Origin of the sequence: Providencia sp. PROV073 (assembly GCF_033688125.1) — a bacterium.
In the GTDB taxonomy this organism is placed as follows: Bacteria; Pseudomonadota; Gammaproteobacteria; order Enterobacterales; family Enterobacteriaceae; genus Providencia; species Providencia hangzhouensis.
This window is the reverse complement of sequence record NZ_CP096353.1, coordinates 2,485,917-2,508,722: the sequence shown is the minus strand read 5'-3', so window position 1 is coordinate 2,508,722 and position 22,806 is coordinate 2,485,917. Positions and strand designations below refer to the sequence as shown.

Annotated in this window: 22 protein-coding genes; 16 read left to right on the top strand and 6 right to left on the bottom strand. The window is 38.6% G+C overall.

Features of this window, described 5'->3' with window-relative positions; all coding sequences use genetic code 11:
- Positions 1 to 3 precede the first annotated feature (3 nt).
- From nudB to ruvB, 5 genes are all read left to right on the top strand, one after another.
- Positions 4 to 435, top strand: a complete 432-nt coding sequence (nudB, locus tag M1F17_RS11335) for a dihydroneopterin triphosphate diphosphatase (protein WP_096864855.1) — start codon at positions 4 to 6, stop codon at positions 433 to 435.
- Between the two features lie 30 nt (positions 436 to 465).
- The gene (locus M1F17_RS11330) at positions 466 to 1,209 is read left to right on the top strand and encodes a YebC/PmpR family DNA-binding transcriptional regulator (RefSeq protein ID WP_004255032.1); all 744 of its coding nucleotides are present in this window, start codon (positions 466 to 468) and stop codon (positions 1,207 to 1,209) included.
- Positions 1,210 to 1,477: 268 nt separating this feature from the next.
- Positions 1,478 to 1,999 (top strand): crossover junction endodeoxyribonuclease RuvC, encoded by a 522-nt coding sequence (gene ruvC / locus M1F17_RS11325; RefSeq protein WP_004255028.1) that lies wholly within the window; start codon positions 1,478 to 1,480, stop codon positions 1,997 to 1,999.
- 162 nt (positions 2,000 to 2,161) lie between these two features.
- A complete protein-coding gene (gene ruvA, locus M1F17_RS11320; protein WP_004255023.1) occupies positions 2,162 to 2,779 on the top strand; it encodes a Holliday junction branch migration protein RuvA in 618 nt (205 codons plus the stop codon).
- Between the two features lie 16 nt (positions 2,780 to 2,795).
- Positions 2,796 to 3,806, top strand: coding sequence for a Holliday junction branch migration DNA helicase RuvB (ruvB, locus tag M1F17_RS11315; protein WP_004255021.1), 1,011 nt, complete (start codon positions 2,796 to 2,798; stop codon positions 3,804 to 3,806).
- A 97-nt stretch (positions 3,807 to 3,903) separates the two neighbouring features.
- On the opposite strand, the gene znuB is transcribed toward ruvB, so the two are convergent.
- Positions 3,904 to 4,689 carry a zinc ABC transporter permease subunit ZnuB gene (gene znuB / locus M1F17_RS11310; protein WP_094962966.1) on the bottom strand — a complete coding sequence of 262 codons (786 nt, stop codon included), beginning with the start codon at positions 4,687 to 4,689 and terminating at the stop codon, positions 3,904 to 3,906.
- Positions 4,682 to 5,449, bottom strand: a complete 768-nt coding sequence (gene znuC, locus M1F17_RS11305) for a zinc ABC transporter ATP-binding protein ZnuC (RefSeq protein WP_004255015.1) — start codon at positions 5,447 to 5,449, stop codon at positions 4,682 to 4,684. Before znuC ends, znuB begins: the two co-directional genes overlap by 8 nt.
- A gap of 76 nt (positions 5,450 to 5,525) precedes the next feature.
- Here znuC and znuA point away from each other — a divergent pair, with 76 nt between their 5' ends.
- From znuA to M1F17_RS11265, 8 genes are all read left to right on the top strand, one after another.
- Positions 5,526 to 6,485, top strand: coding sequence for a zinc ABC transporter substrate-binding protein ZnuA (gene znuA / locus M1F17_RS11300; RefSeq protein WP_110591670.1), 960 nt, complete (start codon positions 5,526 to 5,528; stop codon positions 6,483 to 6,485).
- Between the two features lie 20 nt (positions 6,486 to 6,505).
- Complete coding sequence (gene mepM / locus M1F17_RS11295) at positions 6,506 to 7,846, top strand: murein DD-endopeptidase MepM (RefSeq protein ID WP_094962968.1); 1,341 nt, start codon at positions 6,506 to 6,508, stop codon at positions 7,844 to 7,846.
- 117 nt (positions 7,847 to 7,963) lie between these two features.
- A complete protein-coding gene (gene lpxM, locus M1F17_RS11290; RefSeq protein ID WP_004255007.1) occupies positions 7,964 to 8,938 on the top strand; it encodes a lauroyl-Kdo(2)-lipid IV(A) myristoyltransferase in 975 nt (324 codons plus the stop codon).
- Positions 8,939 to 9,332: 394 nt separating this feature from the next.
- Positions 9,333 to 10,190, top strand: coding sequence for a LysR family transcriptional regulator (locus M1F17_RS11285; RefSeq protein WP_004255005.1), 858 nt, complete (start codon positions 9,333 to 9,335; stop codon positions 10,188 to 10,190).
- A gap of 186 nt (positions 10,191 to 10,376) precedes the next feature.
- The gene (locus tag M1F17_RS11280) at positions 10,377 to 10,898 is read left to right on the top strand and encodes a fimbrial protein (protein ID WP_004255004.1); all 522 of its coding nucleotides are present in this window, start codon (positions 10,377 to 10,379) and stop codon (positions 10,896 to 10,898) included.
- 57 nt (positions 10,899 to 10,955) lie between these two features.
- A complete protein-coding gene (locus M1F17_RS11275; protein ID WP_004255002.1) occupies positions 10,956 to 11,618 on the top strand; it encodes a molecular chaperone in 663 nt (220 codons plus the stop codon).
- An 11-nt stretch (positions 11,619 to 11,629) separates the two neighbouring features.
- Complete coding sequence (locus M1F17_RS11270) at positions 11,630 to 14,116, top strand: fimbria/pilus outer membrane usher protein (protein ID WP_318836988.1); 2,487 nt, start codon at positions 11,630 to 11,632, stop codon at positions 14,114 to 14,116.
- 8 nt (positions 14,117 to 14,124) lie between these two features.
- A complete protein-coding gene (locus tag M1F17_RS11265; RefSeq protein ID WP_318836987.1) occupies positions 14,125 to 15,141 on the top strand; it encodes a fimbrial protein in 1,017 nt (338 codons plus the stop codon).
- A 125-nt stretch (positions 15,142 to 15,266) separates the two neighbouring features.
- On the opposite strand, the gene pyk is transcribed toward M1F17_RS11265, so the two are convergent.
- Positions 15,267 to 16,709: a pyruvate kinase gene (gene pyk / locus M1F17_RS11260; RefSeq protein WP_094962974.1), complete on the bottom strand. Its 1,443-nt coding sequence runs from the start codon at positions 16,707 to 16,709 to the stop codon at positions 15,267 to 15,269.
- 200 nt (positions 16,710 to 16,909) lie between these two features.
- Positions 16,910 to 17,755, bottom strand: coding sequence for a MurR/RpiR family transcriptional regulator (locus tag M1F17_RS11255; RefSeq protein ID WP_004254990.1), 846 nt, complete (start codon positions 17,753 to 17,755; stop codon positions 16,910 to 16,912).
- A 472-nt stretch (positions 17,756 to 18,227) separates the two neighbouring features.
- On the opposite strand from M1F17_RS11255, the gene zwf reads away from it, so the two are divergent.
- Positions 18,228 to 19,703, top strand: coding sequence for a glucose-6-phosphate dehydrogenase (gene zwf / locus M1F17_RS11250; protein WP_004254987.1), 1,476 nt, complete (start codon positions 18,228 to 18,230; stop codon positions 19,701 to 19,703).
- A 134-nt stretch (positions 19,704 to 19,837) separates the two neighbouring features.
- Here the strand turns inward: zwf and pdxK are convergent, their stop codons facing one another.
- On the bottom strand, positions 19,838 to 20,686 hold the full coding sequence (gene pdxK, locus M1F17_RS11245) for a pyridoxine/pyridoxal/pyridoxamine kinase (RefSeq protein ID WP_004254983.1): 849 nt from the start codon (positions 20,684 to 20,686) through the stop codon (positions 19,838 to 19,840).
- A gap of 626 nt (positions 20,687 to 21,312) precedes the next feature.
- Between pdxK and mdtJ the strand changes: the two genes are divergently transcribed.
- Together mdtJ and mdtI are read left to right on the top strand one after the other, a co-directional pair.
- Positions 21,313 to 21,741, top strand: coding sequence for a multidrug/spermidine efflux SMR transporter subunit MdtJ (gene mdtJ, locus M1F17_RS11240; RefSeq protein WP_318836986.1), 429 nt, complete (start codon positions 21,313 to 21,315; stop codon positions 21,739 to 21,741).
- Between the two features lies 1 nt (position 21,742).
- Complete coding sequence (gene mdtI, locus M1F17_RS11235; protein ID WP_004254980.1) at positions 21,743 to 22,075, top strand: multidrug/spermidine efflux SMR transporter subunit MdtI; 333 nt, start codon at positions 21,743 to 21,745, stop codon at positions 22,073 to 22,075.
- Positions 22,076 to 22,379: 304 nt separating this feature from the next.
- Here mdtI and M1F17_RS11230 read toward each other — a convergent pair whose 3' ends face one another.
- On the bottom strand, positions 22,380 to 22,727 hold the full coding sequence (locus M1F17_RS11230) for a RidA family protein (protein ID WP_004254978.1): 348 nt from the start codon (positions 22,725 to 22,727) through the stop codon (positions 22,380 to 22,382).
- Positions 22,728 to 22,806 lie beyond the last annotated feature (79 nt).

Here is a 22,806-nt window from a genome sequence, read left to right as displayed (position 1 = left end):
TCAATGAAAAAATATAAGCACCCAGAATCAGTATTAGTCATTATTGTGGCTCAAAATAGTGGACGGGTGCTTATGTTACGACGTAAAGACGACCCAGACTTTTGGCAATCAGTGACCGGAAGTTTGGAGCCTGATGAAAAACCGTATGAAACGGCGTGTCGTGAAATTAAAGAAGAAACAGGTTTTGAGGTTGAACAAAACCAGCTGCAAGATTTGTCGCACAGTATCATCTTTGAAATTTTCCCACATTTCAGGCATCGTTATGCACCCGATGTTACGCATTGCAAAGAACATTGGTTTAAAATGGTGCAAAGTGAAGAAAAAATGCCATTACTGACGGAACACAGCGAATATCGTTGGCTAGCACCAGATGAAGCGGCGAGCTTAACGAAATCCTGGAGCAACAGTCAGGCTATTTTAGAATTTGCTGTTTAATTATTTATTGACGTTTTTTGGAGATATTTCATGGCAGGTCATAGTAAATGGGCCAACACCAAACACCGTAAAGCGGCACAAGATGCTAAGCGCGGTAAAATTTTCACTAAAATTATCCGTGAATTAGTGACTGCAGCGCGTTTAGGTGGTGGTGATCCCGCAACAAACCCACGTTTACGTGCAGCGGTAGATAAAGCATTATCTAACAACATGACTCGTGACACCTTAAACCGTGCTATCGCTCGTGGTGTTGGTAATGATGATAACGATAATATGGAAACCATCATTTATGAAGGTTATGGCCCAGGCGGAACGGCTGTTATGGTTGAATGTTTAAGTGATAACCGTAACCGTACTGTTTCTGAAGTGCGTCATGCATTCACTAAAACGGGTGGTAACTTGGGGACAGACGGCTCTGTTTCTTACTTGTTTACTAAACGCGGCGTAATCACTTATGCGCCTGGTGTTGATGAAGATGCGATCATGGAAGCGGCATTAGAAGCGGGTGCTGATGATGTTGAAACTTATGATGATGGCGCAATCGATGTTTACACAACGCCAGAAACTTTTGGTGAAGTGAAAGATGCATTAGATGCTGCGGGTTTCACCAGTGAAGCTGCAGAAGTCTCAATGATCCCATCAACTAAAGCCGAGTTAGATGCAGAAACAGCGCCTAAATTGTTACGTCTTATCGATATGTTAGAAGATTCAGACGACGTTCAGGAAGTTTACCACAATGGTGATATTTCTGACGAAGTCGCTGCCACACTGTAAGTTGTGAGGCACTAAATGGCGGCCTAGTCATTTAGCATAATCCGCGTAGAGAAAGCGGGCTGATGCAGCCTGTTTTCTCTAACGCCTTCGATGCTTTCCTTCCTTTTATTCGCTATACTTGGCTAAGTATCAGTGCCATAACTCGCCTTTATTATCACTATTCTGAATGTTGGATTTGATATTCAAATAGCTATTTGATTGAAATTGATAGTATTATGAAGCTTATTAGAACAACATGATTAATATAAAGAGGCATAAGTAAATTTATATGGCGATTATTTTAGGTATTGACCCTGGCTCTCGTGTTACGGGGTACGGTGTTATTCGCCAACAAGGCCGGCAACTACTGTATTTAGGTAGTGGGTGTATTCGTACACAAGTTGATGATTTACCAAGTCGTCTGCAACGAATTTACGCGGGCGTCTCGGAAATTATCACTCAATATCAACCGGATATATTATCCATTGAACAAGTCTTTATGGCGAAGAATGCGGATTCAGCATTAAAACTTGGGCAAGCTCGGGGAGTTGCGATTGTCGCCGCTGCAAACATGAATATACCCGTATTTGAATATGCGGCTCGTCAGGTTAAACAAACAGTTGTAGGCACAGGAGCCGCAGAAAAAAGCCAAGTACAACATATGGTTAAATCGATTCTGAAGTTGTCAGCGAGTCCACAATCTGATGCGGCAGATGCTTTGGCAATTGCGATAACACATTGCCATTTCAATCAAAACCTTTTAAAAGTTGGCGACCCACGGTTAGTTTTAACTCGAGGTCGTTTAAGATAGCGAGTTTATCTTAAACAGAATTGCTTATTAATAAATAGCGCGCAGCTGGATATGCATCCAGCATTTTTTATGGTATAAACAACGGTATTAATGATAATAAATCAACCTGTTCAGGGTTTAGATAGTATGTTCAGGGTTTAGATAGTAATAGAGGGCTTCAATGTGATAGGTCGTTTACGTGGTATTGTTTTAGAAAAGCAACCTCCAATCGTATTATTAGAACTACAAGGTGTTGGTTATGAAGTCCATATGCCAATGACTTGTTTCTATGAGTTGCCCGAAATTGGTCAAGAAGCAATTGTGTTTACTCACTTTGTTGTTCGTGAAGATGCTCAATTACTATATGGGTTTAATGATAAGCAAGAAAGGGCGCTATTTAAAGAGCTGATCAAAGTAAATGGTGTTGGCCCCAAATTAGCCCTCGCAATTTTATCCGGTATGTCTGCTCAACAATTTGTGTCTGCTATTGAACAAGAAGCTATTGCATCACTGGTTAAATTACCTGGAATTGGTAAGAAAACTGCAGAACGTTTAGTGGTCGAAATGAAAGACCGCTTCAAAGGTCTCAATGGGGATTTATTTAATCAAAATAGCGATATTAATCTGCCAAGTGTAAATAGCAAAGTACCAAATATGGCTGATATCGAAGCGGAAGCTGCAGCCGCACTGATTGCTTTAGGGTATAAACCACAAGAAGCAAGCCGTATGGTGAGTAAAGTCGCAAAACCGGATAGTGACTCTGAAACACTGATCCGTGATGCCCTTCGTGCAGCACTTTGATTGAGAGATTTTTAATATGATTGAAGCCGATCGCCTAATAACTGCTGAAGTATTACAGTCAGATGAAGAAGCTATTGACCGTGCGATCAGGCCAAAGCTATTGAATGAGTATATTGGTCAGCCTCAGGTTAAAGACCAAATGGAAATATTTATTCAGGCAGCGAAAATGCGAGGCGATGCACTTGATCACCTACTCATTTTTGGCCCTCCAGGGCTAGGTAAAACAACGTTGGCAGGGATTGTTGCGAATGAATTAGGCGTTAATCTGCGTACAACATCAGGGCCTGTATTAGAAAAGGCCGGCGATTTAGCTGCAATGTTAACTAATTTAGAGCCCCATGATGTCCTATTTATTGATGAAATTCATCGATTATCCCCAGTTGTTGAGGAAATACTTTATCCCGCAATGGAAGATTATCAGCTAGATATCATGATAGGCGAAGGGCCCGCAGCGCGCTCTATTAAAATTGATCTCCCTCCTTTCACGTTAATTGGTGCAACGACTCGGGCAGGGTCGCTCACATCACCATTACGTGACCGGTTTGGTATTGTGCAACGTTTAGAATTTTATCAAGTTGACGATTTACAACATATTGTCAAACGTAGTGCCCAATACATGGGGTTAGATATCACCGAAGAAGGGGCCTTACAGGTTGCTATGCGTTCGAGGGGAACTCCACGTATCACCAACCGTTTGTTACGTCGTGTGCGGGATTTTGCTCAAGTGAAAGGTGATGGTTCAATTGATGGGCTAATAGCTAACCAAGCTTTAGACATGTTAAATGTGGATGCTGCTGGTTTCGATTATTTAGATAGAAAGCTTTTAGTTGCTATTATTGATAAATTTATGGGTGGCCCAGTTGGGGTTGATAACCTTGCAGCAGCTATCGGGGAAGAGCGTGAAACCATAGAAGATGTATTAGAACCTTATCTTATCCAGCAAGGTTTTATTCAGCGCACCCCTCGAGGCCGAATGGCGACAGTTCATGCATATAACCACTTTGGTTTAACCCCTAAAGAAATTTGATTATATAAAATAAATAAGTATGGCCCCAATATTGTTATCAATATTGGGGCCATCTGTGCTAAAAACAGCGTGTGATGACTAAAATGCATAGCTTAAATTAATTTTTCGCTTTTATTGTTAAGCTAAGTACGAATAGAACAGCCGATACCAATACGACAGACGGCCCAGCAGGGGTATCGTAGAAAGCAGAAAGTGTTAGCCCACCAGTCACAGCAATCATACCAATTAAGATAGCGATAAAGGCCATTTGCTCAGGTGTTCGAGCAAAACGTCGAGCCGTCGCTGCGGGTATAATCAATAAAGACGTAATAATTAACGCCCCGACAAACTTCATTGCAATGCCAATTGTTAGTGCGGTAACTAACATTAGTAATAAACGGAGTCTTTGAATATTAATGCCATCAACAAAAGCAAGTTCAGGGCTAACCGTTATGGACAAAAGTGCCCGCCAACGATAAAAAAGCAACCCGCAAACGACAATAACGCCAATAAAAATCGTTATAATATCTTCATAGCTGACTGAGAGTAAGTCACCAAATAAGTAAGCCATTAGGTCAACACGGACATTAGCCATCAAGCTAACAACGACTAAACCTAAAGACAGTGAACTGTGCGCCATAATACCCAGTAAAGTATCAACGGCAAGTTGTGGACGTTTTTCTAGCCAAACTAAGATTAAGGCCAATAACAAAGTGACAGCAATAACGGCATAGAATGGGTTGATATTTAATAGTAGCCCAAATGCGACGCCTAGCAATGAAGCATGAGCTAGTGTATCGCCAAAATAGGACATTCGGCGCCACACAACAAAAGAGCCTAAAGGACCTGCCGCAATGGCAAGTAGCATGCCTGCTACCCAGCCGGGTAATAGTAACTCAATCATGTTTGCAGTCCTTGCTGTGTTGGTGACCAACAATAATATTGCCTTCTAAATCATGTTGATGATTATGTTGATGACGGTATACACCGAGTTGTTGAGCACCCCGATAACCAAACATTGCCACAAACTCAGGGTGGTTTGAAACAACGTCTGGCGCGCCAGAACAGCAAATATGGCCGTTAATGCAAAGTACTTTATCTGTTTTTGCCATCACGAGATGTAAGTCATGGGAAACCATTAATACAGCACAATTAAGCTCAGTTCTTAATTGATTAATTAAATCATATAGTGCAACTTGGCCTGTAATATCGACACCTTGAGCGGGTTCATCGAGCACTAACAGGTCAGGTTTATTGAGTAGGGCGCGAGCCAGTAAAACACGTTGAGTTTCACCGCCTGATAATTTTTGCATCGGTTGCTCGAGTAAATGCGTTGCTTTGACTCTTTCGAGTGCAGGTAACAAATGCTCTTTACGAGCACCGAGCTTTAATAACATAAACCGTTTAACCGTAAGAGGGAGCGTCGTATCTAAGTGAAGTTTTTGTGGAACATAACCAATAGCAAGAGAAGAAGGACGCGTAATGGTACCTGATGTAGGGGCAAGTAACCCGAGTACAACACGTACAATAGTTGATTTTCCAGCGCCATTTGGGCCTAAAAGGGTTACGATATCACCTTTATTCAGTTCAAAGGTAACATCGTTAAGGACCTGTTTTTCGCCAAATGAAACAGAAATTTTATTTAAAGTCAGTAATGGTTGCATATGAAAAACATCTTGCAGAATTCATTTTGTGTTATATTATAACATTTCAAAATCAAAATCACGGAAAAAGACTGCTATGATACATAAATCGAAAAACATTGCCTGCAAATTTCTTTTCGGGGCGGTGGCGACCTCCGTATTAAGTGCAACTATGGTATCAACTGCTAATGCTGATGTTGTAACGTCAATTCGCCCACTGGCCTTTATTGCCGCAGGGATTGCAGACGGTGTCACTGAGACACAAGTTTTATTACCAGATGGTGCTTCACCTCATGATTATGCACTTAAACCTTCTGATTTGAAAAAAATTAAACAGGCTGATCTATTCGTATGGGTTGGACCTGATATGGAAATGTTTTTACAGAAGCCAATCAATACATTACCACAGAATAAACGCCTAGCATTGGCTGAGCAGAAAAACATTAAGCCACTACTTATGGCGGAGTCACATGAAGATGAACATGATCACGAACATGGAGATGAAGCTAACCATGACAACGATCACGAACATCATCATCATGGTGAGTATAATATGCATATCTGGTTATCCCCAGAAATTGCAAATTACGCTGCGCAAGACATTTATGAGCGTTTAGTAGAGCTTTATCCTGAACAAAAAAATAAGCTAGACGTAAACCTTCGTAAATTCAAAGAAAATATGACGCAAAATGATCAGAAAATTGCTAATATTTTGCAGCCAGCTAAAAATAAGGGTTATTTTGTTTTTCACGACGCTTACGGTTACTTTGAAAAACACTATCAATTAGCTCCATTAGGGCACTTTACGATAAACCCAGAAATACAACCTGGCGCGCAGAAATTACATCAAATACGAACACAATTGGTTGAGCACAAAGCGCAATGTGTTTTTGCTGAGCCACAATTCAGGCCTGCTGTGATTGAAAGTGTAGCACGAAATACGGGGGTGAAAATGGGAACTCTCGACCCACTAGGAATTGGGCTGGCGATAGGGCCAGATAGCTACATGCAGTTTTTGACTCAATTATCAGAGCAATACGCCAGCTGCCTGGATTAAAAATAGAAGGAATTGTTTAAGTGCAGCAAATGGCCAAAAGTCTGGCTCAGGTATACGGTAGCCTGTCTAGGACACATAAAATTGTATTAAGTACGCTCACTGTAGCGACTATGGCCGTCGCAATTTGGCGGCCAGTTCATGTACCAACGACAACTGAAAATGATGGCACACCGGATACCATCATACCGCTCTCATTATTACCTGCAAGTGATGCTACCGACGATATAATTCAAGACAGTAGTGAACAGCTACCTGATGAAGGCCTTGCTGATACCGAAGCTGAAGCAATAGAGACAGGGGGAGAAGCTGCGCCTCTCCCCCATGAATATGTTGTTGCAAGTGGTGATAACTTAACGACTATTTTAACTCAATTCGGTATTGAAGCTGGGGATGTTGCAACGCTATCTAACCAACATAAGTCATTGAGAAACCTTAAAATAGGCCAATCCTTAAATTGGTCTTTAACAGAACAGGGTGAGTTAGAATCATTGACTTGGGATGTTTCTCGCCGTGAGACCCGTATTTTTACCCGCGTAGGAACGACAAATAAATTTGAAGAAACTAAGCAAATTCGCGAAGGTGAATGGACTAACAGTGTTTTAAAAGGTACGGTTGACGGTTCATTTGCACAAAGTACAAACAAAGCGGGCTTAACACGTAATGAAGGCCGTGAGGTGATTAAAGCTTTACAATGGCAGGTTGATTTCAAAAAATTGAAAAAAGGCGATAAATTCAGTGTGTTAATGAGCAGGGAAATGCTTAACGGGCGCAGTGAGCAGAGCCAACTCATTGGTGTTCGTCTGCAAACTAATGGAAAAAGCTATTATGCTTTTCGTGCTGAAGATGGGCGCTATTATGATAGCGAAGGGAATGGCTTAGAACGCGGTTTCTTACGTTTTCCAACCGCTAAACAGTTTAGAGTGTCTTCACAATTCAATCCTCGCCGAGTTAACCCAGTTACTGGGCGTGTAGCACCACATAAAGGCGTGGACTTCGCAATGCCTGTTGGCACGCCAGTACTTGCTGTTGGTGATGGTGAAGTGATTGTTTCAAAATACAGCGGCGCTGCAGGCAACTTTATTGCTATCCGTCATGGGCGTCAATATACCACTCGTTACATGCATTTACGCCAATTGTTAGTTAAGCCTGGGCAAAAAGTTAAGCGTGGTGATAGAATTGCGCTATCAGGTAATACTGGGCGTTCGACCGGGCCTCATCTACATTTTGAAATGTGGGTGAATCAACAAGCAGTAAATCCACTTACTGCGAAATTACCAAGTTCTGGTGGTTTAACAGGAAAAGAGCGTAAAGAATATTTAGCGCTAGTAAAAGAAACGAAACCACAACTTAAACTACAGTAACTTAAGTTTCTATTTTATCGCTGGCAGGTACTTGTATCTGCCAGTTTTCTTTGTAATGCTCCCGTAAACTATTATTATAAGCTATAGAGAGATAGCTAATATTCACTTGAGTACAGCATGAATAAAGATCAAGACACTGATAGTAAAAAAGGCTATATGCCAACTTTTCACCGTTCTTATCTATTACCTAAATATTGGGGGGTATGGTTAGGAGCGGGTATTTTGGCAGGATTGGCTTTCATTCCGGTTAAAATCCGTGACCCTTTACTCGCTAAAATAGGAAAATGGGTTGGGCGATTGGCTAAAAGTGGCCGTCGTCGTGCCAAAATTAACTTACTTTATTGTTTTCCTAAATTGACAGAACAACAACGAGAAGAATTAGTTGATCGTATGTTTGAAACCGCACCACAGTCTTTTGTTATGTTGGCAGAGCTATGTCTTCGTGGTGCAAGTAAAACGCTAGCTAGAACGCATTGGCATAATCAAGAAATTATAGAGCGCTTAAAACAGCAGCAAAGCAATGTTATTTTTATGGTTCCTCATGGCTGGGCCGTTGATGCACCAGCGATGTTATTAGCAGCAAAAGGCCAGAAAATGGCTGCAATGTTTCATCACCAAAAGAACCCAGTTGCAGATTATTTATGGAATAAAGCGAGATACCATTTCGGGGGGCGCTTGCATTCAAGAGAAGCGGGTATTAAGCCTTTTATTGCTTCTGTTAGACAAGGATATTGGGGGTTTTATCTTCCAGACCAAGATCATGGTGAGGAGCATAGCGAATTTGTTGATTTTTTTGGTACATATAAGGCAACATTACCTGCAATCGGTAGGTTAATGAAAGTTTGTAAAGCGAAAGTTGTGCCACTATTTCCCGTTTATGACCATAAAACGCATCAATTGCATATTTTTATCCGTGAACCAATGGATGATATCGATGGTAAGGACGATAAGTATATTGCACGAAGAATGAATGAGGAGCTGGAATATCTGGTTTCCCCGAACTTAGAACAATACACATGGATACTAAAGCTATTAAAAACGCGAAAAGAGGGAGAAATAGAACCTTATCAGCGAAAAGATCTTTACCGTTAGTGTCCAGATCTACAGAATAATTTTTGAGCCATTACCTTTTGAGTAATGGCTTTTTTTTGTCTAAAAGTGTGCTCATCATAGAAATATACACTTAATACCCATAATTTTGAAAAGCTGGGTACCATTATTAATGGTGTATAGTTATTTAATTTATTTTTATATTTCTTGGTTTTATTATTAGGCTGTTTTTAGTTACTTGTATTGATCTTTTCGAGAGTATAAGAGAACTGATAGCTTTAAATAAAAAAATATCCCCTATTAAAAATGATTATCGATATATCAAAATAAATAACTTAAAAACTTTTAAATATATGAGTAAATAAGGAATGGTATGTAAAAGTATTTATTAACGATAAATAAAATATATCTCCCAGGTTAATAATTTGGAGACTCTATGGTTAAAACCCGAACTACGCTAGACCAATGGATAACCCTACAAGCGGTGGTTGACTACGGTGGTTTTGCTCAAGCAGCTGAAATCTTGCATAGAACACAATCATCAATTAGTTATACCATCAGTAAATTAGAGCAAACGTTAGAAATTGAAATATTTTCTTTAGAAAAACGTCGTGCAGTATTAACTAAACAAGGAGAACAGTTATTAGCGTTATCAAGAGAAGTAACAAATAAAGCGATTTCATTAGAAGAGGTTGCCAAGTCATTAAATTATGAGGGAAATAATAAAATTAATATAGTTATAGATTCGCTATATCAAAGTGATGAAATACTTAAAAAAATTGGAGAGCTAAGCTGCTCTAGAAAGGATTATGATATTGATCTTAAGAAGATTTCACTAAGAAAATCAGATGTTTTTACAATTAAAAATTATGATTTACTAATTACTCATCATTACATTGAGTCGTTAAATCCCATATTTCTTGAACAGGTTGAAGCGGTGCTTGTAACCAACCCAAATCATAAGCTGCAACATTGTTCAGTTGACAATATACTGAAAATAATGGAAAAAACAGCCTCAATTTCTTTGAAGCTTACAGGTATGAATGGGATCAAAAGCATCCAAACTATCCATATTTCTAATGTGGAATTAGCAATTAAATTAGCCGAAAATTCGGTTGGTTATTTATGGTTGCCGAAAAACTTAATCCAGAAAGAATTAAATAATAATTCATTAAAAGAGCTGAAAATAGTAAATAAAAAGTCGTTCTATAATTTTTATATGTATATTAATAAAATCTCAATGGCAAATGAAATTTTAAAAAACTATCTAATTGCTAATAAAAAATCTAAATAAAAGAGCCAGTTCATAAATGATAAAAACAAAGTATTAATATTTTAGATGCAATTTTAAAAAATTCAATGTATCCATTGGTTAACTTAACTAAAGGTAGATGATATATTTCTTCTGAACTAAAAATATGAGTGATTTATTTGTTTATGTAGTAATTAATAATTAAAAATCTATATTATAGGAACTATTATGAGTATTCTAAAAAAATCCCTAACTATAATAGGGGTTACTTTAGCTGTAACATCTACGCCAACTGTTTTTGCTTCAGGTACAATTAACTTTACTGGGGAAATAACTGATATAGCTTGTACAGTTGATAGCAATTCAAAAAATTTAAATGTTGACCTTGGAAAGGTATCAGCTAAAAGTTTAGCCGCACAAGGAGAAGTGGCGGGTTTAAAAAACTTTACTATTAAACTTGTTGATTGTCCAACAAACTCCAAAGTAACTGTACGTTTCGGTGGCACACGTGATACCGCAGACAACGATATTCTTGCAATTAACCAAGCTGTAGGCGTTGCAAATAATGTCGGTGTTGCTTTATTTGAAAAAGATGCAATAACGCAAATTAAGTTGTTTGAAGATTCAAAACAAATTGAATTCGATGGTACAACAGTAGACTTAGACTATGTTGCTCGTTATAAAGCGACTGGTGTAGTAACTGCAGGGCCTGCTAATAGCAGTGCAGTATACAGTATTCAATATCATTAACTAATTGGAGAGTGACAATGGTTACTCTCCTTCTTATTTCAATATAATGGTTGTTTTATGAAAAAAATATTTTTTTCAATCTGTATATGTTTTTTTTCTATAACTAGCACCTCTCAAGCCTCAGGGATTAGTGTAGGTGGAACACGTTTTGTCTATGAAGAAAATAAACGTGAAATTGATATTCCTATTTTCAATAGTGATAAAGAAAAACCTTTTTTAATTCAAAGCTGGGTATCACCATTTGGCGGAGAGGGGAAAGCACCATTTATTGCCATACCACCATTATTTCGTATTGAGCCAGATACAAATGGTTCAGCTAGAATTTCTTATATAGGTGAGTCTATCGGTTCAAATACTGAACAAATTTATTTGCTTAATATCAAATCAATACCACCAAAAAATAATAGTATTGAGAATGAACTACAGATAATCATAAATTCACAGTTTAAATTATTTTTAAGGTCGAAAGATATAGAGCCATTCGACTTTAAAAAAATTTTTTTAGTTGAGAAACCAGATGGGATTATGATTGATAACCAAACTCCATATCACTTATCAATCAAAAATATCCTTGACAATGGCAGGGTTATTGACGGTGCTAGTTTAATATATCCATTCAAAAATGACTATATCATTAAGAAAAAAATAAATAATGGTGACTCAATAGTTGTTCAATTTATCAATGACTATGGCGCTATTATAGAGAAAAAAACCAAATAAGAGTCTCTAAGATGCCAGTTTTTTGTAAAAAAAATACGCTTATGTATTCTAATGTTTTTACTGCGATTAGCTTAATATTTTATATCAATAATACAATTGCTAAAGATATTTTTGATATTAATGCAATTAATTCCGGAATGGAAAACCAAGTCGCAGATATAAATAGTTTAGGCTACCTATCATCTGCGGGAGGACAATTGCCAGGAGATTATTTTGTTGATATCTATATAAATGATAAATTGGTTGATAACAAGAATATAAGGTTTTTATTTGATGATAAAGCTAAAAAATTATCTCCTGAAATAACAAAAAAAATGCTGCTAAACTGGGGTGTGAAAAACTCAGCAAGTGAAAAGTTTTCAGCAAGTGGAGAGGACGAATATTTGAATGACATTAGTAAAATTATTCCTGGTGCTAATTATCAATACAGATTTGAAACCCAACAATTACAAATTAGTATCCCACAAATTGGATTAGAAAATACGAGTAGAGGCTATATTGAACCAAAGGAATGGGACGATGGAATCACCGCTACATTTGTTAACTACACAGTTCGGTTTAATAAACATTGGTACCAAAATAAGAATAATAGCGATAATTCGTTCTTAGGTTTAAGAAGTGGTATTAATATAGGCGCTTGGCGTTTCCGTAATCATAGTACCTACAGTAAAACGACATATGAAACGAATTGGAATAATCTACAAACTTATGTAGAACGTGATATTCGTAGCTTAAAAAGCCGCTTAACGATTGGTGAAATATCCTCTGATAATGGCGTAATAGAGAGCACCCCTTATCTTGGAGTGAAGCTAGTATCTGATGAAAGTATGTTACCTCAAAGTGAAAGGGGTTTTGCACCTACAGTGACTGGTCTTGTACAATCAAACGCGATTGTTACTATCAGCCAAAATGGCAACGTGATTTATCAAACCACCGTGCCGCCGGGTAGGTTTGCGATTAATGATTTGTATCCAACGTCATATAGTGGTGATCTTGAGGTCACAATTGAAGAAGCTAATGGCACGGTAAGGTCTTTTATTCAGCCTTTCTCTGCAGTGCCAATGATGCAAAGAGCCGGCACATTAAAATATAGCGTAGATATTGGTAAATATAATGTTGATGGTGCACGACGTAAACCTAATTTTGCGCAAGCATCAGCAATTTACGGCTTGCCATATAACTTATCCGTTTATGGAGGTTTCTTAGTTTCTCAAGACTATCAAGCCTACACAATAGGTGCTGGAGTAAATTTAGGCAAAATTGGCGCGATATCAACAGATATTACAGAAGCATCGGTACAATTGATTGATAAAAAGAGTGCGAAAGGGCAAGCGTATCGAATTCAATATTCGAAATGCATTCCAAATACAGGCACTTCTTTTTCTTTGGCGTCATATCGTTACTCAACAAAAAACTATTATGATTTTTCTGATTTGAATAATTATCTTTATAATATGGGGCGAAAAAAACAACAGTTTCAAGCATCAGTCTCTCAGTCACTTGACGAAATCGGTTATTTATCGGTGAATGGTTACCAGCAATATTATTGGGACAAAAGTGGTTCTGATAAAAGTTTAACAATGAGTTTTAGCTCTAATTATAATTCATTGAATTACAGCGTTGCTTATTCTTATATTAAACAAGACTATTCAAAAACAAATGACCAAATGCTGTCATTCAATTTGAGTATTCCTTTTGATTTGGGTCGAAAAAATAATTGGGCTAACTATAGCTATAGTACCAGCAAAAATGGAGATTCGATTAGCTCATTAAGTTTTAATGGTATGCAATTAGTAGATAATAATTTGCAGTATAACCTTACGCAAAGACATAACCATAGCCGTAATGAATTTAGCAGTTCCGTTAGTGCAAACTATATAGTTTCATCAGGAGAATACAGTTTGGGTTATAACTATGACCCTAAATATCATGCTATCGATTTCAGTGCAACGGGAGCACTATTATTGCATTCTGGCGGGTTAACGACCTCTCGTACTATCTATGATTCTGCAGTGCTCGTTAAAGCAGAAGATATAGACAATTTAAAAGTAAATAACGCGCAATCACTTTACACTAATTCGTCAGGTTATGCGGTAATTCCCACAGTGACTCGTTATGAACGAAATAAAATTAGTGTCGATACTGCAACATTAAGTGGCAATAATGATGTTGCGATTAATACAACGACAGTCGTTCCTACTCAAGGTGCGATTGTATTAGCTAATTTCCAAGCAAAACGGGGTGCTAGAGTTTTATTAAAACTCAAGTATGCGGGAAAAGCAATTGCATTTGGTACACAAGTTTCTGTTATGGAAAGTGAGGAACAAGTTACAGGCGGTATTGTTGCAAATGATGGGGAGGTTTATTTAAGTGGCGTTCCAGAGCAAAGCAAGATAATAGTGAAATGGGGCAACGGTAATAATCAACAATGTACAGTTCCACTTTTATTATCATTAGAGAATGAAAAAATTCAGTTTATAGAACGAGTTTGTGAATAGGAGTTATCATGAAAAATTTAGGTCTAAAAATAGGCATTTCGTTCCTTTTATATTCACAATTCGGGGCTGCTGAATTTAGGGCTGAATTTACCAGCCAATTAGTTAATCCGAATAAAACACTTTATGTATCACGAACTTTACCAGTAGGTACTTTTATTGGTTCTATTGATTTAGGAACCCACTCTCCATGGACGTGGTGGAATGTGACGGGTAATACAGAAGTTGGAATTTACGTACCAATCGAACCAGGAAATTCAAGGTATATTCCGGGTATAGGTTATGTTAGAGAAATTAATAGTTCAGGCGTTGGTTATACTTTGCATGGTACAGTAATGAGCCCTTGCTCTGGTTTTGCATATGTTGATGGGGTAAATACGAAAGATGGAAATAATAATAATAGATTTATATGTGGCTCTAATGCATCTTCAGCAACGTATACTGTAAAATTAAGGGCGGATTTTTATAAAGTTGGTAATAATGTTAAAAGCCAAACTTTACCAATATCTAATGCTGCGATGTTGATTTTATTCCACAATGGTTTCATTACTACAGATTTATATGGGAGGTTCGAACCCAAAGTAAATATGGGGCCAATCAATGTTATTTCGAGTGGTTGTGAAGTCAAAAATAAATCAATAGACGTACCATTCGGTAACGTTAGTAAATTGTCATTTACAGGTGTTGGTTCAACGAGTTCTGAGAGCAAGCAAAATTTTCAAATTGAATTAGATTGTGACCCTATATCTCCGATAAAAATTACGTTTATTGGAACTCAAGATTCAAGTCAAACACCAGGGGCAATCGCACTTAATAATTTAGCCGATGCAAATACAGCGAAAGGTTATGCCATCCAAGTAAAGCACAACGGTATACCCATTAAGCTTAATCAATTAATACCGCTCGCCAATAAAAATGACATAGGGCAATACAACATTCCGTTGGAAGCGGCGTATATCCAAACTCAATCTGCAACGACAGCTGGGAAAGCGAATGGTACGCTACAATTTAACCTACAATATCATTAAATGCTATTTTCTCTGTATTTTACGCAAGTGATGCAGAGCTATACTTTCTTGTGTTAATTCTTTTTTAAGTTAGATAGCGTTTCAATATAAAGGAAAGCCCCCACCCATAGGCGAGGGCTAAAAGATTATTCAACTTCTAGAATACGACAAGTATTCGTGCTACCTACAGTGCCCATTAAGTCACCTTGGGTGACAAGAACCACGTCACCACTCATTAAATAGCCGTTATCACGTAAACGCGTGACAGCTTCATTGGCAGCCGCAATACCATCTGTATGGGTGCTACAGAAAACAGGTGTAACACCACGATAGAGAGAACATTGATTAAGGGTTTTTTCATGACGAGACATGGCAAAAATAGGTAAACCAGAGCTGATCCGAGACATCATGCGAGCAGTACGGCCAGACTCAGTCATTGCTATGATAGCTTTAACCCCTTTAAGATGGTTAGCAGCATACATTGTTGACATTGCAATTGCTTCTTCAGGGCTATTAAACTCCGCATCTAAACGGTGTTTAGACACATTTAGGCCCGGCATTTTTTCTGCGCCAAAACAAACCTGCGCCATCGCGGCTACCGTTTCTGCTGGGTACTGGCCTGCAGCAGTTTCAGCAGAAAGCATAACGGCATCAGTACCATCCAACACCGCATTCGCAACGTCCATGACTTCGGCTCGCGTTGGCATTGGGTTAGTGATCATCGATTCCATCATTTGTGTTGCGGTTATAACAACACGGTTTAATTGGCGAGAGCGGCGGATCAATTTTTTCTGGACAGCGACTAATTCAGGGTCGCCAATTTCCACTCCGAGGTCACCACGAGCAACCATAACGACATCAGAAGCGAGAATAACTTCATCCATCACTTCATCATTGGCAACGGCTTCTGCACGTTCTACTTTAGCAACAATTTGGCATTCACAGCCCGCATCACGAGCTAATCGGCGTGCATAATCTAAATCTTCACCTGAGCGAGGGAATGAAACAGCTAAGTAATCAACATTAATTTTTGCAGCAGTTTTTATATCTTCTTTGTCTTTTTCTGTTAATGCTTCAGCTGAAAGACCGCCACCGAGTTTATTAATACCTTTATTGTTAGATAGTTGGCCACCAACAGTAACTTCTGTAAATACCTGTAACCCTTTGACTTCAAGGACTTTCAATTGTACTCGACCATCATCAAGAAGCAAAATATCACCTGGAACGACATCGGCAGGTAAGCCTTTATAGTCGATACCTACTTTCTCTTGGCAGCCTTCACCTTTACCTAAATTGGCATCAAGAATGAATTTATCGCCAATATTTAGGAAAACTTTGCCATCTTTAAAAGTGGAAACACGAATTTTAGGACCTTGCAAATCACCGAGGATCGCAACGTGACGTCCTAAACGAGCGGCAATCTCACGTACTTTGTTCGCACGTAATAGATGGTCTTCTGGAGTTCCGTGGGAGAAGTTAAGGCGAACAACGTTGGCGCCAGCGTTGATAATTTTTTCAAGGTTATTATCGCGATCTGTAGCTGGACCAAGAGTTGTAACAATTTTAGTTCTTCTAAGCCGTCTAGACATGTATTACTCCGTTGACCTGTAATGGTGTTGATAAAAGAGTGAAACCATTTCACTCCATTTCGAAACCTGTTTACTGCAAATAGGGATGCTGACACGAGCACAGCTATTATATACAGCCAATTTCTTAATGCTATCAGGTCTGTAAAACTATTAAAGCCTGAAAAGCAAAGAAAAGCATTTATACAGCCAATTTATTGCCTTTAGATGCTATCAAACCGCGAATCACGTAATGCTTCTTTGACGCGCTTCAAGTTATCTCTAAATTTTTCACCTCTTCTTAACGTAAAACCCGTTGTTAGTACATCAATGACAGCGAGCTGCGCCATTCTTGATACCATTGGCATATAGATATCAGTATCTTCAGGAACATCAATAATGATAGATAAGGAAGCGGCTTGAGAGAGAGGTGAGTTTTCTGAGGTAATTGCAATTATAGTCGCGTCATTTTCCCGTGCTAAACGTGCCATATCAACTAATGCTTTGGTTCTTCCTGTATGGGAAATGAGCACAATAACATCTCCTTCATTACTATTGATACAGCTCATACGTTGCATGACAATATCATCGAAGTATATGACAGGAATATTAAAGCGGAAAAACTTATTCATTGCGTCGTGCGCGACAGCTGCAGAGGCGCCAAAGCCAAAAAAACTGATTTTCCGAGCTTGAGTTAATAAATCAACAGCACGATTAATTGCACTGATATCTAATGTGTGTTTTACATTATCTAATCCAGCCATAGCAGATTCAAAAATCTTATGAGTATAGGTATTTACTGTATCGGTTTCTTCTATATGGCGGTTAATATAGGGGGTGCCGTTGGCTAAGTTTTGTGCTAATCGTAATTTAAAATCAGGGAATCCTTTCGTATCCATTTTTCGACAAAATCGGTTTACTGTTGGCTCGCTAACATCAGCTAATTGCGCGAGTGTGGCGATACTGAGATGAATGGCATTTTGTGGCATACCTAGAATAACCTCAGCCACCTTTTTTTCTGATTTACTTAAAAAATCGAGACTTGTCTTCATTTGTTCTAAAATATTCATATAGCAAAAGCGCCTATTTCATCGAAAGGAGAAATTTTTGAGTCATCACGTTATCCTATTATTGATTTTAAATTTCTTGCTGTGATGTCGTAATAGAGAGTGAAAATATACTATGTATGATATGTAAGCTATCTGAATACAGGTGATAAGTAGCAGCTTTTTATGAAACTTTGACCCGTATCTAATTTTCAGAATAGTAAACATCCTACTTATTTTGTTATTTTTTTACGGAAGCTGTCTCCATTCAGTTAAATCGCATCTTTTTAATACACTAAAAATTATTCAGTGTGTAACATAAGATTAAACAGACAATATGTTGTTTTTTTCATCATAAAAACTGTGATCGGTATCATGAACATTTACTGGGCACTAGCAACAGGGTACATTAGCGGAATTAGGGCTAATTTTAACAAAATTACAATAAGGCCTATCCTAGTTAGGTCTTACATTCCGCAAATTGAGGAGAACCAATATGGCGGTACATAATGCTGCTCAAGCTTGTGACTTAATTATTTTTGGCACCAAGGGAGACCTCGCTCGTCGTAAGCTGCTGCCATCGCTTTATCAGTTAGAAAAAGCAGGTTACATTCATCCAGACACGCGCATTATTGGTGTTGGTCGTGCTGAATGGAGTCAAGATGATTATGTCCACTTTGTCAAAGAAGCGTTAGATAAGTTCTTAAAAGAAGATCTCGATTCAGCATTGTGGGAAAAACTAAGCGCTCGCTTGGATTTTTGTAACTTAGACGTTAACCAGACTGAAAGTTTTGTGCGTTTAGCTGAAATGTTAAAACAAGATGCACAACCCGCTATCCATTACTTTGCTATGCCACCGAGTACTTTTGGTGCTATGTGTCAAGGGTTGGGTCATGCTAAATTAAATAAAAAGCCAAATCGCGTTGTCATGGAAAAACCACTGGGAACGGATTTAGCGTCGTCACAAGAAATTAATAATGAAGTGGCTAAGTATTTTGATGAAAGCCAAGTCTATCGTATTGACCACTATCTTGGTAAAGAAACCGTTTTAAACTTACTCGCATTGCGTTTTGCAAACTCGTTATTTATCAATAACTGGGACAACCGCACTATTGATCATGTCCAAATCACGGTTGCAGAAGAAGTAGGAATCGAAGGTCGTTGGGGATATTTCGACCAAGCAGGCCAAATGCGTGATATGGTACAAAACCACTTATTGCAAATCTTAACGATGATTGCCATGTCACCACCGGCAGATTTAACCACTGACCGTATTCGCGATGAAAAAGTGAAAGTCTTACGTTCTTTACGTCGTATCGACCATACAAATGTGCGTGAAAAGGCAGTACGAGGGCAATATACCTCTGGTTTTGTTCAAGGTAAAAAAGTCCCTGGATATTTAGAAGAAGAGGGTGCGAACAAGCAAAGTATGACCGAGTCATTCGTTGCTTTGCGTGTTGATATCGATGATTGGCGTTGGGCAGGTGTACCTTTCTATTTACGTACGGGTAAGCGCCTACCTGCAAAATGTTCTGAAGTTGTTGTTTATTTTAAAAAACCAGCATTGAATATTTTCTCTGAAAGTTATCAAGACCTGCCTCAGAATAAATTAACTATTCGTTTGCAGCCAGACGAAGGGATTGATATTGAAATTATGAATAAGGCACCAGGCCTTGATCATAAACACCGTTTACAAACCACTAAATTGGATTTAAGTTTCTCTGAAACTTTCAACCAGACTCACCTTGCAGATGCTTATGAGCGTTTATTACTTGAAGCCATGCGTGGCATTCAAGCACTGTTTGTTCGCCGCGATGAAGTAGAAGAAGCATGGAAATTTGTTGATTCTATTATAGATGCATGGGCAATGGACAATGAAGCGCCTAAGCCATATCAAGCAGGGACTTGGGGGCCGATTGCATCTGTTGCGATGATCGCACGCGATGGCCGTTCATGGAATGAGTTTGAATAATATTATCAATATTTGAAATATTAGGTAGTATATTGACTAAAATGGCGGGGTAATCCCGCCATTTATCTATGCTTATCATATTGTTAGGTATTTATCTATGCTTATCATATTGTTAGGTATGGCTACATAGGATATTAAAGGATTAATTCGCTACGTCCTGTCGCTGCCATATGAATAATCGCTTGCTCGATGCGTAAACATGCCATTTTAGCGGCATCAGGAACGGATAGTCCCGCTAATAACTGAGCGGTGAGTTCAGCGCCAAATAAATCCCCCGTTCCTTTTGGTGTGACAGGGTAACGTTTGTGGCGGATTACGGCCACGTTATCTTGGGTAACACAAACGACTTCAATGTTGTCGTCATCAGGCTGGAAAGCACTTGTGATGATTACCCACTGTGTATTTCCCTTTAATAAGCTACGGGCTGCAGCCGTAGCATCATCCAAGTTATGGACTTGTTTGCCACTTAACGTCATGAGCTCGAATTTGTTTGGAATAATACCTGTAGCTAAAGGAATGACTTTATCTCGGTATACCTCGGCAATTTCGGGTGGAATATAAAAACCGCTGTCTTCATCTCCCATGACTGGGTCAACAATAACCGGTAGTGCCGTTCTTTCTTTACGAACTAGAGTTAACCAGTTTGCTAAGTCTTGGGCTTTTTCTGGGGAACCTAGATAACCAGTCAAAATAGCTCTCACAGAATTTAAGCTACCCCGCTCAACAAAACCGTTTAAATAACCACGAAACCACTCACCAGGCAACTCACCACCATAGCAAGTTGTATAATGAGGCGTATTACTGAGTACTACAGTAGGTACTGCCGCAACACGTAAACCTTGTTTTGTCAGGGCTGGAACGGCAATACTATTTCCAACACTGCCATAAATAACTTGCGACTGAATTGAAACAACATCATAAGGTAATGGTGTTGCATCAGTGGAATTTTGGAAACTATTGGAGGTAAGGCTAAAGGCGTTCATGGCTCTCTCTTCGGCATATTACAATCATATAGCTACTATAAGAAGCTTGTTCAATCAGGTTGTCAATGCTAAAAATCGAATAGCTTAATTAAGGCGTGATGAGAGTATAAAAAGTGGAAAAAAGAGATTTTTTTATAAAATAATTCCAGTGAAAAATTTATCATCATCGCTTGTTTATTCGCGCAATAGTTGATAGCTCAAGGGTTGATTAGCATATTAATGAATAGTTATGCATATTTTTATTCAATACAAAAAATGTTTATATTCATTGACTTAATAAATTTGGCATGTTAAAAATAAACTGAAATTAACTATCAACATGAGGGTTCGGAGTAAATTGGGTAGATGTCTACCTGATGAAAAGAATAAGATATCATGCTTAGCTCAACTAGCGGCAAGATCAGCAAGTCCCAAAAAAGAACGACACACAGGCTTTTCCTTTCAGCTATCCTTTCCAGTGAACACTACTGGTGTGGTGCATTATAGCGTCTCTCTCGATTATTCATTTCGCTGAATAAACTCATTGTTATTTATTTGAATTTTCAACAACTACGCAATAGTAATCTGTATTTTTTATCTGTACAAAAAATAGACTATTACGTGGCTGTATATAGAGAGATATTATAATGATTTACTGGATATTTTTAGTATTAGCTATCGTAACTGAAGTTATCGGTACACTATCAATGAAACATGCCAGCGTCAGTGGAGATTTTACTGGTATGGTCGTGATGTATGTGATGATAGCAACATCATACATTTTACTTGCTGTTGCAGTTAAAAAAGTGGCATTAGGTGTCGCCTATGCACTATGGGAGGGTATCGGTATCCTTTTTATCACAACATTTAGTGTCATGTGGTTTGGAGAAACGCTATCACCGATGAAAATTGGGGGGTTAGTATTACTGATCACCGGTATTGGACTGATTAAATCAGGCACCAAGAAAACCACCGTTTGTCAATCTGCACAAAAAGTAAAACAAGTTACACAAAACGCGGTCAATGCAGCCAAAACAAATGCTTTAGTTGGGCGCGAAGCTAAGTCGGAGGCGTAATATGGCCAGTCATTTTGAATGGTGGCATGCTGCGTTTTTGATCCTAGCAGTCATATTAGAAATCGCAGCCAACATTTTGTTAAAAATGTCGAATGGATTTAAACGATATTGGATAGGTATTCTCTCCCTAATTGCGGTACTCGGAGCCTTCAGTGCATTAGCGCAAGCAGTAAAAGGAATTGAACTTTCAATTGCCTATGCATTATGGGGAGCATTCGGGATTATCGCGACAGTAGCAGCAGGTTGGATACTTTTCAATCAACGGCTAAATTATAAAGGCTGGGGAGGGATTGTGTTATTGCTACTAGGAATGGTTCTCATCAAGATGTCGTAATGCTCGTCACATTTTGCACTGTCGCGTTGTTGGCTACATTCGTTAACCCTAGTCACATACTTATGTATGCTCCAAGGGATTAACTCACTTGCCGCCTAGCGACACTGCAAACTATTTAGAGCATGAGTGAACGTCATATTTAGCACTGTCGCGTTGTTGGCTGCATTCGTTAACCCTAGTCACATACTTTTGTATGCCCCAAGGGATTAACTCACTTGCCGCCTAGCGACATCACAAACTATTTAGAACATGGATGGGCGCTAATAATTGGCGCCCATTTTTATGCAAAGCAAAACCTGTTTAATCAATCAATTGCTGCAACAATCTTAATTTCAACTTTATATTCTGGCTTCATCAACAATGCTTGGACAGTACAGCGGACAGGCGCACTTCCAGCAACAACCCAAGCATCCCATGCTTGGTTCATACCAGCAAAATCGGCTTTATCAGCAAGAAAAATGGTGGCATCAAGAATTTTACTTTTGTCTGAACCAACACGTTCAAGCATCACATCAATTGCCGCGAGCGTGTTTGCTGTTTGAGCAACAATATCAGCGTCAAGGTTTTCAGGCACACTGGTGTAGTAAATGACATTATTGTGAATAACAGCTTCAGACCAACGATTATCAGGGTCAATACGTTTGATAGTCATAATTATTCCTTATTATACATGTGGCTCAAGAATAACAGTTTGCAGGCTGGATGAAAATCAGTTGTTCAACGAAGTAATA

What these genes read in the sequence shown, in the direction of transcription:
- nudB (WP_096864855.1), top strand. Translation starts at nt 4, where the DNA reads ATGAAAAAATATAAGCACCCAGAATCAGTATTAGTCATTATTGTGGCT.
- M1F17_RS11330 (WP_004255032.1), top strand. Translation starts at nt 466, where the DNA reads ATGGCAGGTCATAGTAAATGGGCCAACACCAAACACCGTAAAGCGGCA.
- ruvC (WP_004255028.1), top strand. Translation starts at nt 1,478, where the DNA reads ATGGCGATTATTTTAGGTATTGACCCTGGCTCTCGTGTTACGGGGTAC.
- ruvB (WP_004255021.1), top strand. Translation starts at nt 2,796, where the DNA reads ATGATTGAAGCCGATCGCCTAATAACTGCTGAAGTATTACAGTCAGAT.
- znuB (WP_094962966.1), bottom strand. Translation starts at nt 4,689, where the DNA reads ATGATTGAGTTACTATTACCCGGCTGGGTAGCAGGCATGCTACTTGCC.
- znuC (WP_004255015.1), bottom strand. Translation starts at nt 5,449, where the DNA reads ATGCAACCATTACTGACTTTAAATAAAATTTCTGTTTCATTTGGCGAA.
- znuA (WP_110591670.1), top strand. Translation starts at nt 5,526, where the DNA reads ATGATACATAAATCGAAAAACATTGCCTGCAAATTTCTTTTCGGGGCG.
- lpxM (WP_004255007.1), top strand. Translation starts at nt 7,964, where the DNA reads ATGAATAAAGATCAAGACACTGATAGTAAAAAAGGCTATATGCCAACT.
- M1F17_RS11285 (WP_004255005.1), top strand. Translation starts at nt 9,333, where the DNA reads ATGGTTAAAACCCGAACTACGCTAGACCAATGGATAACCCTACAAGCG.
- M1F17_RS11280 (WP_004255004.1), top strand. Translation starts at nt 10,377, where the DNA reads ATGAGTATTCTAAAAAAATCCCTAACTATAATAGGGGTTACTTTAGCT.
- M1F17_RS11275 (WP_004255002.1), top strand. Translation starts at nt 10,956, where the DNA reads ATGAAAAAAATATTTTTTTCAATCTGTATATGTTTTTTTTCTATAACT.
- M1F17_RS11270 (WP_318836988.1), top strand. Translation starts at nt 11,630, where the DNA reads ATGCCAGTTTTTTGTAAAAAAAATACGCTTATGTATTCTAATGTTTTT.
- M1F17_RS11265 (WP_318836987.1), top strand. Translation starts at nt 14,125, where the DNA reads ATGAAAAATTTAGGTCTAAAAATAGGCATTTCGTTCCTTTTATATTCA.
- pyk (WP_094962974.1), bottom strand. Translation starts at nt 16,709, where the DNA reads ATGTCTAGACGGCTTAGAAGAACTAAAATTGTTACAACTCTTGGTCCA.
- M1F17_RS11255 (WP_004254990.1), bottom strand. Translation starts at nt 17,755, where the DNA reads ATGAATATTTTAGAACAAATGAAGACAAGTCTCGATTTTTTAAGTAAA.
- zwf (WP_004254987.1), top strand. Translation starts at nt 18,228, where the DNA reads ATGGCGGTACATAATGCTGCTCAAGCTTGTGACTTAATTATTTTTGGC.
- pdxK (WP_004254983.1), bottom strand. Translation starts at nt 20,686, where the DNA reads ATGAACGCCTTTAGCCTTACCTCCAATAGTTTCCAAAATTCCACTGAT.
- mdtJ (WP_318836986.1), top strand. Translation starts at nt 21,313, where the DNA reads ATGATTTACTGGATATTTTTAGTATTAGCTATCGTAACTGAAGTTATC.
- mdtI (WP_004254980.1), top strand. Translation starts at nt 21,743, where the DNA reads ATGGCCAGTCATTTTGAATGGTGGCATGCTGCGTTTTTGATCCTAGCA.
- M1F17_RS11230 (WP_004254978.1), bottom strand. Translation starts at nt 22,727, where the DNA reads ATGACTATCAAACGTATTGACCCTGATAATCGTTGGTCTGAAGCTGTT.